Raw genomic sequence first — 15,981 nt, 5'->3', positions numbered from 1 at the left:
GCCTCAGACAATGGACCCAGCCTAGTCGGTGCCTTCACCTTCGCACAGTTGCTTCACCAGCGACGCAACCTTGACGGGGTCGTGCACATGCTGACCGGGGACGGCCAGATCCCCGACGCGCAGTTGTGCGCCGAAATTCTTCGCCGCCCGCACCAGGTGATCACGCTCGGCACCCGACGGTACAGATGCCGAGTCGACGACGACGTCGTCGATCGACAACGTGTCGTCGTGCGCGTGCAGGACATGGAGGTGACGCTCGACCGAGAAGCCCGGCGTCTCCCCTGGTTCGGGCGCCAGATTGACGAACAGCATCTTGCGGGCTGCGCTCTGCCGCAACGCCTTTCGCTGCGCGGGCACGAGCACGTGTGGGATGACGCTCGAGAACCACGAGCCGGGTCCCAGTACGACGAGGTCGGCAGCGGCGATGGCGTCGAGAGCATCGTCACAGGCAGGCGGGTCGGGCGGCAGCAGACGCACGCGACGCACCTTGCCCGGCGTCGTCGCGACCGCGACCTGTCCCCGGATGACCCGACTGATCCGTGGATCGGATTCGAGACCGGACACATCCGCTTCGATCTCCAACGGCCCGGTCGACATCGGAAGCACCCGGCCGTCGACGTCGAAAAGTCTGCCCAATTCATCGAGGGCCGCGACCGGGTCGCCGAGAACCCCGGACAGGCCCGCGAGGAGCAGGTTGCCGACGGGATGCCCTGCGAGTGCGCCGTATCCACCAAAACGATGCTGCAGCGTGCGTGCCCACAGTTCGTGACGCGAGCGTTCCATCGCGCCCGGTTCGGGGTTGTCGCCTCGATCGTCGAGCGCGGCGGGTGCGCTCATCAGCGCGACCATCGCCATCCGCAGATCGCCGGGAGGGATGATGTCGAGTTCGCTTCGGAGCCTGCCGGACGAACCACCGTCGTCGGCAACCGTCACCACCGCCGTGACGTTCGGGCTGAGGTACCTCATCGCCGTCAACGTCGCGTACAGGCCGTGGCCTCCACCGAGCGCGACGATGCGGTCCGGGCTGCTCATTCGCGCCCCAGATCGCGGTGCATCACACGCACGTCGTATCGCGTCGAACCGGCGTCGTCTCCCGCAGCTTTCAACCGCGACGCGAGTTCCTCGGCGATCGCGACACTGCGATGCTTGCCGCCGGTGCAGCCGACGCTGATCGTCATGTAGCGCTTACCCTCGCGTAGATAGCCCTTTCCGACGACACCGACAAGGTCGGTGTAGAGATCGAGGAAATGCCCCGCTTCGTCGTGCCCGAGCACGTAGTCGCGAACCGGTGCGTCGCGTCCGTTCTTCTCGCGCAGTTCCGACACCCAGTAGGGGTTGGGCAGGAATCGGACGTCGGCCACCATGTCGGAGTCGATGGGCAACCCGTACTTGAACCCGAACGACTGCACCGCGACGGACAGTCGTGGCTCGCCGTCGTGCGGATAAACCTCTTCGACGAGCTCACGCAGCTTCGACACCGTCAACGACGACGTCTCGACGACAAGGTCGGCGGAGTTCTTGATCGGGGCGAGGATGACACGCTCGCGAGCGATACCTTCGACGAGAGTTTCCTTGCCCTGCAACGGATGTCGACGACGAACCTGCTCGAATCTGCGAACCAGGACGGAATCGGTCGCATCGAGAAACAACACCTTGGTGGCGATCCCCGCGAGTTCGAGTTCGGTGCGCAGGGACTCCAACTGCGCACCGATCGACGGATCGGAAGCCCGCAGCACCACCGCCAGCCGGGTGACCGGCGGGTCGGACTCGCGCACGGTCTCGACCAGCGTCGAGAGCAACGGGGCGGGGACGTTGTCGGCGACGTACCAACCGTCGTCCTCCAGGATGTTGGCGACGGTCGATCGGCCCGCACCCGACATGCCTGCCACAAACAGCACGACGAGTTGATCGTCGTCGGCGATCTCAGCCACTCTCTGCTCCCGTCTGGGTTGGAACACTTGGGACACCGTTCTGATCTGACACACCGTTCTGATCTGAAACACCACTCTGGGCCGGAGCGCCCGCGTTGACGGGTTCCAGCGCGTCGTGGACAGCGCGCGCCGTCGCCTCACCGATGCCGGGAACCTGTGCGATCTCGTCGATCGACGCCTCGCGCAGTCGGGCAACCGAACCGAAGTGGGTGACCAGGGCGGTGCGGCGTGCGCGCCCGAGACCGGCGACGCCGTCGAGTACCGATTCGGTCATTCGTTTGCTGCGCTTGCTGCGGTGGAAGGTGATCGCGAACCGGTGAGCTTCGTCGCGTACGCGTTGCAGCAGGAACAGCGCCTCGCTGTTGCGCGGCAGGATGACCGGGTCGTCGTCGCCGGGCACCCACACCTCTTCGAGACGCTTGGCGAGGCCGATGACGGAGACGTCGTTGACGCCGAGTTCGTCGAGAACGGCTGCCGCCGCGTGGACCTGAGGCGCGCCGCCGTCGACGACGTACAAGTTGGGCGGATACGCGAACTTCTTCGGCGGCGGTGGCGCGGAATCGACCGCACGCGCGGAGATCTCGCCGGATGTCACCTGCACCGCGGCCGCCGCGGCGGCGTCCTGGTCGGCGCGGTGCCGCAGAAACCGCCTGCGGGTCACCTCCGCGATGGATGCCACGTCGTCGGAGTGTCCGTCGCCTGCCGCCTGCCGAATCGAGTAGTGCCGGTAGTCGGACTTGCGGGGCAGTCCGTCCTCGAACACGACGAGCGATGCGACGACATCGGTTCCCTGGACGTGCGAGATGTCGACGCATTCGATGCGCAAGGGTGCCTGGTCGAGTCCGAGCGCTTCCTGTAGTTCGGTCAGCGCGGCCGACCTGGTGGTGAGATCGCCTGCGCGCCTGAGCTTGTGCTGGGCGAGCGCCTCGCCCGCATTGCGCTCGACGGTCTCGAAGAGTGCGCGCTTGTCGCCACGCTGCGGCACGCGCAGACTGACCTTCGACCCGCGCAACCCCGACAGCCACGCGGTGAGTTGCTCCTCGTCTGGTGGCAGCTCCGGGACCAGTACTTCTCGCGGGATCGCCTCGCTGCCGTCGAGATCGTCCTGCCGACCGTAGAACTGTGTGAGGAACTGCGCGACCTGCTCGGCGGGTGACTCGTCGTCGGGTTTCTCGACGACCCACCCTCGCTGCCCGCGCACACGACCGTCGCGGACGTGAAAGATCTGCACGGAGACCTCGAGGTCGTCGCCGACCATCGCGACGACGTCGGCGTCGGTGCCGTCACCGAGCACAACGGCTTGTTTCTCCATCGCGCGTCGCATCGCACCGACGTCGTCGCGCAGCCGTGCCGCACGTTCGAAGTCGAGTTGCTCTGCCGCCGTGTTCATCTCGCGTTCGAGGCGTCGAATCATCTGGTCGGTACGTCCGGCGAGGAAGTCGCAGAAGTCGTTGACGATTGCACGGTGCTCGTCGGCACTCACACGACCGATGCACGGTGCAGCGCACTTGTCGATGTAGCCGAGCAGACACGGACGATCGATCTGGCGGTGGCGTTTGAACACGCCTGCCGAGCAGGTTCTGGCCGGGAAGACGCGGGTGAGGAGGTCGACGGTCTCGCGGATCGCCCAGGCGTGGGAGTAGGGACCGAAGTACCGGACGCCCTTCTTACGTGGACCCCGGTAGACGAACAGCCGCGGATACTCCTCGTTCATGGTGACCGCGAGCATCGGGTAGGTCTTGTCGTCGCGATAGCGGACATTGAACCGAGGATCGAATTCCTTGATCCAGTTGTACTCGAGCTGAAGCGCCTCGACCTCGGTGCCGACGACCGTCCATTCGACCGACGCCGCGGTGGTGACCATCCGGCGCGTACGTGGATGCAGCGACGCGACGTCGACGAAGTACGACGTCAGACGCGAGCGGAGGTTCTTGGCCTTGCCGACGTAGATGACGCGGCCATGTGCATCGCGGAAACGGTAGACCCCGGGGTCGGTCGGAATCGTCCCCGGTGCGGGACGGTAGGTAGTCGGGTCTGCCACGGATTCCAGGCTAGTACGCGGCACCGACCAGAGCGGTGCACCCGCCGGTCAGGTCGGTGTCGAACCGCTCTGGTACCGCGCCGCGAGTTCGCGATAGCGATCCATCGCCTCGACGGCTCTGTCCCCGTCGCCCGCCTGGACCGCGAGCACAGGGATGTGCTCGTCCGCAGGCAGGAGCAACTGCGCACCGAATCCGCGGTCGGGGTAGGTCAAACCGCGCACTCGATCCCACTCGAACAGTCTGTCTCCCCACAGGTTGCGCACCGATACGCCCTGCTTTCCGACGCGTAGCCGCGGTCGGGTGAACAGCAGAATGGCGGCCGCGATGATCAGTCCGATGATGATGATCGCCGCCTGGTCCGACGCCCCGATGTTCTCCGGGCCGGTGTCGGAGATCGTCAGCAGCACACCGAAGACGATGTGGATGGCCAGCACGACGACGGCGACGACGACGGCGATCCGCGCGAGTCGGCGTGGTCGGTAGACCATGTCCCACTCGGCATCGCCGCGCTCGGACGTGTCGGTCGACGCCATGTGCTGACGGCTCTCGGTCACGTGGGCGATCCGGCGGTGCTCAACGCACGCAGCGTGAGCGCCGACGCCAACGCCGCGGCCGTTGCCTGTGCACCCTTGTCCTCTTTGGAGTCGGGCAGACCGGCACGGTCGAGTGCCTGTTGCTCGTTGAGCGTGGTCAGGACGCCGTTGCCGACCGGCGTCGACTCGTCGAGCGAGACACGGGTCAGTCCCGCGGTCACGGCGTCGCAGACGTATTCGAAATGTGGCGTCTCGCCTTTGATCACGACCCCGAGCGCCACCACGGCGTCGTGGGTCCGGGCCAGCGCCTGCACGATGACCGGCAGCTCGATGGCCCCGGCGACCTGGACGATGGTCGGGTCATCGACGCCGCGCTTGGCTGCCTCCCGCACGGCACCGTCGAGGAGCGCGGTACAGATCGTTGCGTGCCACTGCGACGACACGATGGCGAGCGAGATATCGCCTGCATCGCCGAGGTCGAGTTCGGGTTCGCCCGGGCCGCTCATGCCTGTCCTGCCTCACCTGCGACCGCTGCGCCGTCGGCTAGCGGTTCGTCGAGTCCGATGATGTCGTGGCCCATGCGGTCGCGCTTGGTGCGCAGATACCGCAGGTTCTCCTTGTTCGCGCGCACCGGCATCGGCACGCGTTCGACGATCTGCAGACCGTATCCGTCGAGACCGACCCGCTTCGCGGGGTTGTTGGTGAGCAACCGCATCGAGGTGACGCCGAGGTCGGCGAGGATCTGTGCGCCGAGTCCGTAGTCGCGCGAGTCGGCGGGCAGCCCGAGCTGAAGGTTGGCATCGACGGTGTCAGAACCCGCGTCCTGCAGCTGATAGGCCTGCAGCTTGTGCATCAGCCCGATGCCGCGGCCCTCGTGGCCACGCATGTAGAGCACCACACCGCGGCCCTCCGCGGCGACCATCTCCATCGCGGCGTCGAGTTGCGGACCGCAGTCACAGCGAAGTGATCCGAACACGTCACCGGTCAGACATTCGGAGTGCACGCGGACCAGCACGTCGCTGCCGGTTCCGTCGTCTCCCGCGATGTCGCCCATCACCAACGCGACGTGCTCGACGTCGTCGTGGATGCTCGTGTAGCCGACCGCGCGGAACTCTCCGTGCCGGGTCGGGATGCGTGCGTCGGCGACGCGCACGACGTGCTTCTCGTGCCGACGACGCCACGCGATGAGGTCGGCGATCGAGATGAGTGCGAGGTCGTGTTCGTCGGCGAAGACCCGCAGTTCGGGAGTCTGCGCCATCGAACCCTCGTCCTTCTGCGAGACGATCTCGCAGATCACGCCCGCCGGGGTGAAGCCTGCGAGGCGCGCGAGGTCGACAGCGGCTTCGGTGTGTCCGGGGCGTCGAAGGACTCCCCCGTCCTTGGCGCGAAGCGGCACGACGTGGCCCGGTCGGGTGAAGTCGTTGGCCGTGCTGGCCGGGTCGGAGAGCTTGCGCATAGTCGTCGCGCGGTCGGACGCGCTGATGCCTGTGCCGATGCCCTCACGCGCGTCGACCGTCACGGTGTAGGCGGTGCCGTGCTTGTCCTGGTTGACCGAGTACATCGGGGGTAGGCCGAGTCGGTCGCAGGTGTCGCCGTCGAGCGGCACACACAGGTAGCCCGACGTGTAGCGCACCATGAAGGCAACGAGCTCCGGAGTTGCCTTCTCGGCGGCGAAGATCAGGTCGCCCTCGTTCTCGCGGTCCTCGTCGTCGACCACAACGACTGCCTTGCCGGCAGCGATGTCGGCGATGGCGCGCTCGACGGTGTCGAAGTCGACCGTCGTGTGCGTGGCCGTGCTGTCGGTGACGGTGTGGTCGGCGACGGTGTGGTCGGCAACGGTGTTTTCGGTACTCATCTGTGTCACTTCACTCCTGCTGCGTCCGCGGGTGTTGCGGTGGTGTTTGCCGACGCAAGACGTTCGACGTACTTGGCGATGACGTCGACTTCGAGGTTGACCACGGCACCCACCTGCGCCGTACCCAAGTTCGTCTCGTTCAACGTGGTGGGGATCAGGGAAATTTCGAACCAGCTCTGCCCCTGCCCAGCGGGGTCGCCACCGATGGCGGACACGGTGAGGGACACACCGTCGACGGTGATCGATCCCTTCTCGACGAGGTAGCGCGACAGTGTGTCGGGAACGGCGATCCGCACGACGGTCCAGTGCTCGGAGGGCGTCACCGCGGTCACCGTGCCGGTTCCGTCGACGTGACCCTGGACGATGTGCCCACCGAAGCGGCCGTCTGCGGCCATGGCGCGTTCGAGGTTGACGCGGCTGCCGGTCGCGAGGACGTCGAGCGAGCTGCGATTGAGGGATTCGGCCATCACATCGACCGTGAACGCGCCGTCGGACGACAACTCCACTACGGTCAGGCACACACCGTTGACCGCGATCGAGTCTCCGTGTGAGGCGTCAGAGGTGACCAGCGGTCCGGAAATGGTGAATCGGGCCGAATCCGAAAGGTCGTCGCGCGCGACGATCGTGCCGAGTTCTTCGACGATGCCGGTGAACAATATGCGCTCCTGTCCTGCCCTCGTTGCGGGCGACCCACTGCGTTCCGGATAACCCGCCGTGTTCTGCGCGAACACAATGGGCAACCCGCGTGGGGCGGACAGGGCGGCACACCTGTGCCGTCTTGTTCTCTCGCATCCGGACTATGACCGTCGGCTCCGGAATCACACCGGATCTGCTGACCCCGACCTGGCGGCCGGGCGCTCGCGGGCTTGTCGACGCGACCTGATCGCGACCACTCACCGCCGGTGGGGACTTTCACCCCGCCCCGAGAACGTCTGCATTCGACGCTAGCACGCAGGTGAAGCGGTGCGACACTCACCCGAAACCCGCAATCCGCCACCGGTGCCCCTCACCGGGTGATAATTCCGATCAGCGGGCGTTCATCGCCCACCGCAGAGTCAGTACAACCGCAAAGTTCAGTACAGCCGCTTTGGTTCAAACTCATGGGAAGGCGGTGTCGCAATGACCGCGAACACCGAGGGCAGTTCAACAGGGCAGACGACGTCGTCGAAGTTGCTCGGACTCGCCGCACGCAACTGGATTCCACTCGTGCTCATCGTTGTGGGCGTCATCTTCATCGCGCAGAACACGCAGCACGTGCGCATCAATTTCTTGTTCATCCACGTCGGAGCGTCGTTGTGGCTCGTCCTCACGATCATCGCGCTCGCGGGCGTGATCGCGGGATGGTTCATCGGCCGGAACCGCTTGAAGCGAAAGTAGGGTTCAGTCGCGCGCCATGCGGATGAGGACGTCGTCACCGAGTCGCTCGACGTCGGTGGTGACAAATCGCTGCGCTTGCGCGAGGGTCGTGAGCGCTGGCCGATCGACCGAAGCAGCACCTGCGCCGAGCACCGTCGGCGCGACGTAGGCCTCGATCTCGTCGACGAGACCCGCGTCGATGAAGGCGCCGATGATCGCCGGTCCGCCCTCGACGAGCACCCAGGTGGCCTCGGGTAGCGCGGCGAGGACATCTGCCGGATCGTGGCTGCGCACCTGCAGAAACGGCGCGGCGTCGTCGCGGATGCGGGCCGAGGTCTCGACGTCGCGCAACCCCATCGCCACCCGGACCGGTTGGTGTGGCGCGAGAGTGTCGTCGGGCAGGCGTGCGGTGAGCGAGGGATCGTCGGCGAGCACGGTTCCGGTGCCGACGACGATGGCGTCGATCTGTCCGCGCTGGCGGTGTGCGCGCGCCCGTGACTGTGGGCCGGTGATCCAACGACTCGTGCCGTCGGGTGCGGCCACCCGACCGTCGACGGTCGACGCGATCTTCGCGGTGACGAACGGCCTGCCGTGCTCCTGCGTGAACAGCCAGTGGCGCAGTGGGCCGGTGCGCGCCTCAACGTCGAGGCGACCGGATTCGACGTCGACGCCCGCGTCGCGCAGCCGCCCTGCTCCCCCGCTGGCGGTGGGGTTGGGGTCGGCAACCGCGAACACCACGCGCGCGATCCCCGCGTCGATCAGGGCTTGCGAACACGGGCCGGTGCGGCCGGTGTGATTGCACGGTTCGAGTGTCACCACCGCGGTTGCGCCGCGCGCGGCGTCTCCCGCAGCACGCAGCGCCATGATCTCGGCATGCGGCCCGCCAGGCGGCTGCGTGTGGCCCCGCGCGATGATCTCGCCATCGGGCGACACGATCACCGCCCCGACGGGCGGGTTGGGAGAGCTGAGCCCCAGTGCGCCGACCGATTCCTCGATGGCTGACCGCATCGAGGAATCGAGGGGTTTGTCAGTCGACACGAGCCCTGGCCGTGGCGGCCTGCTCGCGCAACGCTGCGACAGCCTTACCGGGATCGTCGGCACCGTAGACAGCCGAACCCGCGACGAAGCAGTCGACGCCCGCTTCGGCGGCCTGCTCGATGGTGTCGGCGTTGATTCCGCCGTCGATCTCGACGAGCAGTCGCAGATCCGACGAGTCGACGATTGTGCGCACGATCTTGACCTTCTCCAGCACCTCTGCGATGAACTTCTGTCCGCCGAAGCCCGGCTCGACACTCATCACGAGCAGCGTGTCGATGTCGCGCAGGATCTCCAGATACGGCTCGAGCGGCGTGTTCGGCTTGATCGCGAGGCCGGCCTTTGCCCCTGCCGCGCGGATGTCGCGCGCAACGTCGACGGGATCCGAGGTCGCCTCCGCGTGGAAGGTGACGTTGTAGGCCCCGGCCTCGGCGTACGGCGGCGCCCAGCGCTTGGGGTCGTCGATCATCAGGTGGCAGTCGAGGGGGATGTCGGTTGCCTTGAGCAGGCTCTCGACGACCGGGAGCCCGAGCGTGAGGTTGGGGACGAAATGTGCGTCCATCACGTCGACGTGCAGCCAGTCGGCGCGAGTGCTGCCCGGATGCGCGACCGCAGCAGATTCGGCTGCGAGATTGGCGAAATCGGCGGAGAGAATCGACGGCGCGATCATCGGCGTGTTGGCGTCAGTCATGGCAGTCAATCTAACTGTCCACCGGGCCCGACGATGTGGCAGGTTCCGCGGAGGCAGCCGGCGGCACCTGCTCTTCACGCGCGGCGATCGGTGTCCGCACCGCGCGGAACGTCCACAGCTTGTTGACGGCGAAGTTGATGGGCATCGTGATCACGATCGTGATGATCTGGGCCCAGTACTCGCGCGAATGCAGGCCTGCACCCTCGTGGAAGAACGACGACGAGAGGTAGATCGGCGACGTCGGATTGGTGAAGCCGACCTTCAGGAACATGCCGACGATCGCAGCGACGCTGCCGACGGCGAGAAATGGCCAAAACTCCGACCACCAGCTCGCATGCTTGGCACTTTTGAACGTCCACGTGCGGTTCAGCTGGAAATTCACGCAATTCGCCACGAGAAATCCGACGATCCAGACGATAACCGTAAAGCGAAGGTTGAAGTCGGTGCCGCTGACGTGCCACACCACGTCGTTCGCCTTCGTGGTACCACCGTGGGCCTTGTTCAGCAGGATCGCGACGACCATATTGACGACGACTCCGCACGCTCCGACAATGCCGAAACGGACAAACTGGCCCATGCTACGTATGTGTTCGGCGTACCGGGCTGCGCGAAGATCGTTCACGTATGGGCAATATACGTGGTCAACGCTCAAACTCCCGCACCGAGAATCAGCGCGCCGTCGGAAATGACGATAATTGTGTGCTCTGAATGCGGTGAATTTCGCCCATCTGCCATAGGTGATGTGCGCTCGTCGTCGTCGACGACGAGGTCGGCGGAACCCCTCGTCATCGTCGGCTACGCAACCGACGTCACGCTGCGTTGATCAGCGCCGCCAGTTCGGTCTCGAGCGCGCTCTCCCCCGCCGGCCGGAAGCCGACAGCGGGCGGCGACGTGCTTCGGTGCTCGCGCCCCGAGGGTGTGATGACGTCGATCACGGTGATGTCGCCGAACTCGGTGCGCCGACGGTACTTCCAACCGGGCAGTTCCTTGACCAGATTGTGAAGACGGCACAGCCCCTCCCCGTTCTCGGCTGTCGTTGCTCCACCGCTGCGGTGGGCGAGGATGTGGTCGATGTGTTCGACGTGGCCGTTGCAGTAGGCAACCCTGCATCGTCTGTCGCGCCGGGCGACGAAGAGCGCCAGCGCCGCGGGAAAGCACCGCGACTTGGCATCCATCGAGACCAAGGTGCCGTCGGACGGCCTTGCGTAGAGGCGTCTCAGGGTCGAGGTGGTCTCACTGTCGGGATCGAAGCCCTCGGAGACGAGCCTGCGCGCAACAGACGCCGGAATCGGCCCGTATCCCGGAACCTCCGCCGCCTTCTCACCCCCGAGCATCGTGTCGGCCGACATGACGAGGTTGACCGCGACGGGCACGGCGCCGGCTGATGCCTGTCCCGTGACCCGCTCGACGAGCGTGTCGGCCATGATCTGCGCGTGGCTGCGGTCGTCTGCACCGACGACCGAGTCGGCGTACCGCTTGAGTGCCGCGTAGACCGAGATTCCCTGCTTCATCGGCAGCAGCGCGGACAACTGAGTCATCAGATCGGGCGCCGGACGTACCGATACTCGACGATCCTTCTCGGCCTTCGCTTTTCGATCCACCACGGCCCGGGGTTCCAACTCGTACGCGTGCTGCTTCGCGAGTGCCTCCAGTTGACAGTCGCCGACGCCGTCGAGCGTCGTCGGATCCGCGCAGACCCGTCGGTCGATCTCCTCGCGCGTTTCGCGGGTGAGGTAGGCAGTCTAGCGAACCAGGATTGTGGCACGCCATTCCGTCAGCCGACCCGACGCCAGCGCGTCGCGTGTGTGGGGCATCTCGTGCTCGATCGCCCGCGCGAACCCGAGATACTGAGACCCCTTCTGCGGAGAGGCTTTTCGCGCAATTCCGATCTCAGCCGACAGTCCCCGGCCTTGCCTGGTTTTCGGTACTCCACGCTGCTGTTCATCGGCGCGACGGAGTTCATCCAACCGCGCCGCCTCACGCGCTTGTGCTGCGGCACAGGCGGATTTGATCTCTTCCAGAACGGTGAGCCGAGCGGCGGCATCGGCTTCGGACTCGGCGGCAGGCATCTCACCGAGCGCAGAAACCAGCGATTCCAGATCGCTGGTTTCTGCGAACACGAGACCCCCGGACGCCGTCGAATGTTTGTTCTAGACTACCTCGAATCAGGCGGCGTCGCAGGCATTTTCGATCGGGAAGGCGACGGTGCGAGCACGTCGAGGAGCAGTGATCACTCCTTCGTCAGCGCGGCCAGGAACATCGCGTCGGTGCCCTGCCGATGGGGCCAGAGTTGTACGTGTGGGCCGTCGCCGATCTCCTCGGTGCCGACGAGTGGTCGGGCGTCGAGTTGGCGAGCCTCCGGGACGTCGTCGAGAACAGAGGCGACGAGCTCGGTCGTCTCCGCGGGGTGCGGCGAGCACGTCGAATAGACGACGACGCCGCCGGGGCGGACCATTCGCAAAGCCTCCGTGAGCAATTCACGCTGCAGACCCACGAGTTCGGTGACGTCGTCGGGAGTTCGCCGCCAGCGGGCCTCCGGTCGACGACGAAGCGAGCCGAGTCCCGAGCACGGGGCGTCGAGCAGAATTCTGTCGTAGCCGGGGGCCAAGCCAGTCTCGGGCGTCAGATTGCGCGCGTCGCCGACGTGGACGTCGACAGGCATGTCGCGGGTGACACCCCGGATCAGGTCGGCGCGGTGTTCGCTCACCTCGACGGCGTCGAGATGCGCACCGTCGATGTCGGCGATCGCGCCGATCAACGCAGCCTTACCGCCGGGGCCTGCGCACATGTCCAGCCATCGACCGCCGTCCTCACCGATGTCGGCGGCGGTGACGGCTCGCGCAACGAGCTGACTCCCCTCGTCCTGAACTCCCGCATAGCCCTGTCGCACGGCCTCTATGTCGCCCGGGTCGCCACCCGGCAGGTACACGGCGTACGGCGAGTAACGACCGACCTCGCCACCGCTCGTCAGCGCCAATTCCTCTGCGGTGATGAGTCCCGGGCGGGCGACGAGATGTACGGGTGGCCGGTCGTCGTCGGCGGCGAGCGCGGCCTGCAGTTCGCCCGCGGAGCCACCGAGAGCGTCGGAGAACACCTCCGCGATCCAGCGCGGGTGCGCGTATCGGAACGCCAGGTTCCCGACGAGGTCGTCCCAGATCGGCGGTGCCAACTCGTCGACCCACAGGTCCTCATCGCGCTGAGAGATCTTGCGCAGCACGGCGTTCACGAAACCCGAAGGGCCCATGCCCTTTTCGCTACGAACAAGATCGACGGACGTCGAGACCGCCGCGTGTGCGCCGATGCGGGTACGCAGCAACTGGTAGGCACCGAGACGTAGTACGTCGAGAACGTCGCCGTCGATCTCGGACACCGGACGATTCGCGGCCGCGGCGATGATCGCGTCGAGAGTGCCGAGTGCACGCGCGGTGCCGTAAGTCAGTTCCGTGGCCAGCGCGGCGTCGCGTCCGGTGATCTTGCGCTCTCGCAACAGCTTCGGGAGTACGAGGTTGGCGTAGGCGTCGCGCTCACGGACCGCGCGCAGGACGTCGCGTGCGACCTCGCGTACCGGATCGGCGGCCTTCTTCCGCAGTTTCGGATCACTCATGACAGCACCGTCTCGTCGTCGAGTCGCGCACCACGCGCCCAATCCGTGGCGGGCATCTGCTTCTTGCCCGGCGGCTGCACCCACCCGAGCCGCACGGGATCTGTGGCCGTACCGACGAACACCACCTTCTTGGTGACGACGACGCGCCCGGGAGCCAGATCCTTCGGCGCGGACGGGTCGTCGGAGCCGACGAGGCCGACCGGGCCGAGCTTCACGCGCGCGTCGCCGAGTGTCGTCCACGCGCCAGGTGCGGGAGTGTGGGCACGGATACGTCGATCGAGCAGGTGCGCGGGCAGATCCCACCGGACCCGCGCGTCGTCGACCTCGACCTTGGGTGCGTGGCTGACTCCCTCTGCAGGCTGCGGCACCGGCGACAACGCACCCGCGGCGATCCCGTCGAGAGTGGACTGAAGGAGCGTCGACCCTGCGTCGGACAGCCTTTCCAGCAGCTCTCCGCTGGTGTCGGTCGGCCGGATCGTCTCGGTCAGCACGCCGTAGACGGGGCCGGTGTCGAGGCCCTTCTCCAACAGGAAGGTGCTGGCGCCCGTGGTCTCGTCACCGGCGGCGATCGCGGCCTGTACCGGTGCGGCCCCGCGCCATGCGGGCAACACCGAGAAGTGCAGATTGATCCACCCGTGCGGTGGGATCTCGAGAACGTCGGGCGGAATCAGCCCGCCATAGGCGACCACGGCTCCGACGTCGGGTTGCCACCGCGCGAGTGCGTCGGCGACCTCCGCGTCGGACATCCGACGCGGAGTGATGACCTCGATGCCGTTCACATCGGCGAGTTCGGCGATCGGTGACCGCGACACCTTACGACCACGCCCCGCGACCGCATCGGGTCGCGAGATCACACCGACGACCTCATGGTCGGCCGACTCGAGCAGTCGCTGCAATGAGGGCACCGCGACCTCGGGTGTTCCGGCGAACACGATCCGCACGTCAGACTCCTTCGGCGTCGTTGGGCGCAGACATTGCGCTCATCCGATGGTAGGTGGATCGACCTGCACACGGATCGGCCCGGTCTCGTGATGTGTGTTGCGGCGCACCTGCGCCTCGGTCAGCGCCGCCGTCAGTTCTCGCCCGTGTCGGCGATCGGTCCGCACCAGAATGCGTTCGATCTCGGCGCCGTCGGGAACACCAGCGGGGGGCCGGACGCCCGGTGGCAGTGGCACAGGACCGAGAACGTCTGCGCCGGCGGGCAATTCGATCAGATCGGTGAACGCGTTGATCGACGCGGTGTCGCCGTCGATCGAGGCCATCGTCACCGCGGGCGGAAAACCCAACTCGACCCGATTGCCGAGTTCGTGCGCGGCGAAACCCACCGGATCCCACCGGATGACCGCTTGCACCGGGCTCAGCGACGCGTCGGCAACGATCACCATCGCACCGCCCTCGTGGCGCGCACGGATCAGCGCACCGATCGCCATCCAGCGGCGGACCGCGTTCTCGTCGACACGCAGGTCGAATCGGTCGAGCTGCGCCCACGTGTCGAGGACGATCGCCGCTCCGTAACCGCCGTCGGCAACCGGCTCTGCACCCGGCGTCGACACGACGACGCGCGCCCCACCGTCGACTCGGTCGTGGATCGACGAGCCGCCGCTGGTGAGCACCGGGACACCCGCAAACGCGCGTCCCAACTCCTCGGCAGTACGGCGTGCGCCCGTCGTGAGCGCCCTGACCTGGGTACCGCCACATTCGACGCAGCGGAAACGCAGCTCGATCCGGCCACACCATCGGCAGGTGAGCTGCTGGTCGGCGCCCATCTGCACCGGCCCATGACACGACCTGCAGCGCACGTGGGTACGACACCGGGCGCACGCGAGCGACGGGATGTATCCGCGCCGAGGCACGCTGAACAGGACCGGGGTGTCGGCGGCGATGGCTTTTCGCGCGGCGTCGAACGCCACCTCGGGTATGCGTGCGCTGTGCGCCAACGGATCACGTGCCACGCGCGCATCCTCGTCGCTGATCGCGTCGATCCTGGGGCTGCGGTCGCGGACCGTCGTTCGCGCGGCAACGAGGTCGTGGGCCCAGCCGGCCTCGGCGAGCACCTGCGCCTCGGCGGTTCGTGCGAAACCACCGATCACGAGTCCGGCGCGCTCGATGTGCGCCCGCAACACCGCGACCTCGCGTGGATGCGGATACGGCGCTCGCGGCTCATCGAGGCTGTCGTCGCCGTCGTCCCAGATGACCATCAGCCCCAGATCGTGCACGGGGGCGAACACCGCACTGCGGGTTCCGAGTACGACGTCGACCGCGCCTCGACGCACAGACAACCATCGCCGATACCTGGCGGTCGGGCCGAGTCCTGCGGCGAGGGTCACGCACCGGTCGCCGAGCAGCGGCTCGCACGCCGCCGACAATCGGTCGAGGTCACGTTGATCGGGTACCACGACGACCACACCGCGCCCCGCCGCGGCGACCTGCGCCGCGAGCTCGGCGAGTCGTGCCGGCCAGTCCTCCCCCGGCGTCGCCTGCCACAACGCCCGCGGAGCACCCTCGGCGAGCGAGTCGAGGAACGAGTCGGCGTTGAGATACGCACGCCACCCGTCAGGTTCGGGAACGACGACGTCCGACGTCGGTGCAGGCGTCTCCTCCTTTTCGGTGCGCGCGTGTCGAGGCGGCACCGCAAGTCGGATCACGTCGGACATCGTGCCCGCGTAGCGCTCGGCCACCGCACGACAGACGAGCATCATCTCGGGTGAGAGCACCGGCTCGGGCGAGACGATCCGTTCGAGCCACCCCAGCTTGCCGGGATGCTCGGATTCTTCGACGCGGTCGAGAAGAAATCCGTCGACGAGTCGGCCGGAGAACCGAACCCGCACCCGGACCCCCGGGGCGGCATCGGCATCTTGCTCGGCGTCGATCAGATAGTCGAAAGGCCGGTCGAGATGGGCCAGCCCGAGCATGGGCAGGACCTTCGCGACCGGC

Annotated in this window: 14 protein-coding genes, 1 pseudogene and 1 riboswitch; of the genes and pseudogenes, 1 reads left to right on the top strand and 14 read right to left on the bottom strand. The window is 66.8% G+C overall.

The window, feature by feature from the left end; genetic code table 11:
* Positions 1–21: 21 nt before the first annotated feature.
* From A5788_RS08020 to A5788_RS07990, 7 genes are read right to left on the bottom strand one after another with little or no spacing between them, the layout of a single operon-like run.
* Entirely contained in the window at positions 22–1,032 is a 1,011-nt protein-coding gene (locus tag A5788_RS08020; RefSeq protein ID WP_064870779.1) for a gluconeogenesis factor YvcK family protein, read from the bottom strand.
* Entirely contained in the window at positions 1,029–1,931 is a 903-nt protein-coding gene (gene rapZ / locus A5788_RS08015; protein ID WP_064864403.1) for an RNase adapter RapZ, read from the bottom strand. Before rapZ ends, A5788_RS08020 begins: the two co-directional genes overlap by 4 nt.
* Positions 1,924–3,972 (bottom strand): excinuclease ABC subunit UvrC, encoded by a 2,049-nt coding sequence (gene uvrC / locus A5788_RS08010; protein ID WP_064864401.1) that lies wholly within the window; start codon positions 3,970–3,972, stop codon positions 1,924–1,926. The genes rapZ and uvrC overlap by 8 nt, the downstream gene beginning before the upstream one ends.
* 48 nt (positions 3,973–4,020) lie before the next feature.
* Positions 4,021–4,506, bottom strand: coding sequence for a PH domain-containing protein (locus A5788_RS08005; protein ID WP_085941911.1), 486 nt, complete (start codon positions 4,504–4,506; stop codon positions 4,021–4,023).
* Between the two features lie 17 nt (positions 4,507–4,523).
* The gene (gene ribH / locus A5788_RS08000; protein WP_005202726.1) at positions 4,524–5,012 is read right to left on the bottom strand and encodes a 6,7-dimethyl-8-ribityllumazine synthase; all 489 of its coding nucleotides are present in this window, start codon (positions 5,010–5,012) and stop codon (positions 4,524–4,526) included.
* Positions 5,009–6,361 (bottom strand): bifunctional 3,4-dihydroxy-2-butanone-4-phosphate synthase/GTP cyclohydrolase II, encoded by a 1,353-nt coding sequence (locus A5788_RS07995; RefSeq protein ID WP_039854555.1) that lies wholly within the window; start codon positions 6,359–6,361, stop codon positions 5,009–5,011. The genes ribH and A5788_RS07995 overlap by 4 nt, the downstream gene beginning before the upstream one ends.
* Before the next feature lie 5 nt (positions 6,362–6,366).
* Positions 6,367–7,017: a riboflavin synthase gene (locus tag A5788_RS07990; RefSeq protein WP_005202721.1), complete on the bottom strand. Its 651-nt coding sequence runs from the start codon at positions 7,015–7,017 to the stop codon at positions 6,367–6,369.
* A gap of 120 nt (positions 7,018–7,137) precedes the next feature.
* A riboswitch (FMN riboswitch) is annotated at positions 7,138–7,295 on the bottom strand.
* A gap of 185 nt (positions 7,296–7,480) precedes the next feature.
* On the opposite strand from A5788_RS07990, the gene A5788_RS07985 reads away from it, so the two are divergent.
* On the top strand, positions 7,481–7,738 hold the full coding sequence (locus A5788_RS07985; RefSeq protein ID WP_005202719.1) for a lipopolysaccharide assembly protein LapA domain-containing protein: 258 nt from the start codon (positions 7,481–7,483) through the stop codon (positions 7,736–7,738).
* Positions 7,739–7,741: 3 nt separating this feature from the next.
* Here the strand turns inward: A5788_RS07985 and ribD are convergent, their stop codons facing one another.
* The 7 genes and pseudogenes from ribD to A5788_RS07950 form a co-directional block, all read right to left on the bottom strand.
* A complete protein-coding gene (ribD, locus tag A5788_RS07980) occupies positions 7,742–8,725 on the bottom strand; it encodes a bifunctional diaminohydroxyphosphoribosylaminopyrimidine deaminase/5-amino-6-(5-phosphoribosylamino)uracil reductase RibD (RefSeq protein ID WP_005202717.1) in 984 nt (327 codons plus the stop codon).
* A gap of 19 nt (positions 8,726–8,744) precedes the next feature.
* The gene (gene rpe / locus A5788_RS07975) at positions 8,745–9,443 is read right to left on the bottom strand and encodes a ribulose-phosphate 3-epimerase (protein WP_231894377.1); all 699 of its coding nucleotides are present in this window, start codon (positions 9,441–9,443) and stop codon (positions 8,745–8,747) included.
* A gap of 10 nt (positions 9,444–9,453) precedes the next feature.
* On the bottom strand, positions 9,454–10,020 hold the full coding sequence (locus tag A5788_RS07970) for a GtrA family protein (protein WP_005202714.1): 567 nt from the start codon (positions 10,018–10,020) through the stop codon (positions 9,454–9,456).
* 232 nt (positions 10,021–10,252) lie between these two features.
* Positions 10,253–11,512 (bottom strand): annotated as a pseudogene (locus A5788_RS07965) (DUF222 domain-containing protein).
* Positions 11,513–11,673: 161 nt separating this feature from the next.
* Positions 11,674–13,047, bottom strand: coding sequence for an RsmB/NOP family class I SAM-dependent RNA methyltransferase (locus A5788_RS07960; RefSeq protein WP_064870780.1), 1,374 nt, complete (start codon positions 13,045–13,047; stop codon positions 11,674–11,676).
* On the bottom strand, positions 13,044–13,988 hold the full coding sequence (gene fmt, locus A5788_RS07955; RefSeq protein WP_005202703.1) for a methionyl-tRNA formyltransferase: 945 nt from the start codon (positions 13,986–13,988) through the stop codon (positions 13,044–13,046). Before fmt ends, A5788_RS07960 begins: the two co-directional genes overlap by 4 nt.
* Positions 13,989–14,027: 39 nt before the next feature.
* Positions 14,028–15,959, bottom strand: coding sequence for a primosomal protein N' (locus A5788_RS07950; protein WP_005202701.1), 1,932 nt, complete (start codon positions 15,957–15,959; stop codon positions 14,028–14,030).
* Positions 15,960–15,981: the final 22 nt, after the last annotated feature.

This window comes from Gordonia sp. 852002-50816_SCH5313054-c (assembly GCF_001665925.1).
GTDB lineage: Bacteria > Actinomycetota > Actinomycetes > Mycobacteriales > Mycobacteriaceae > Gordonia > Gordonia jacobaea.
The sequence above is the reverse complement of the archived record's forward strand: the minus strand, read 5'-3'. Positions and strand labels throughout refer to the sequence as shown.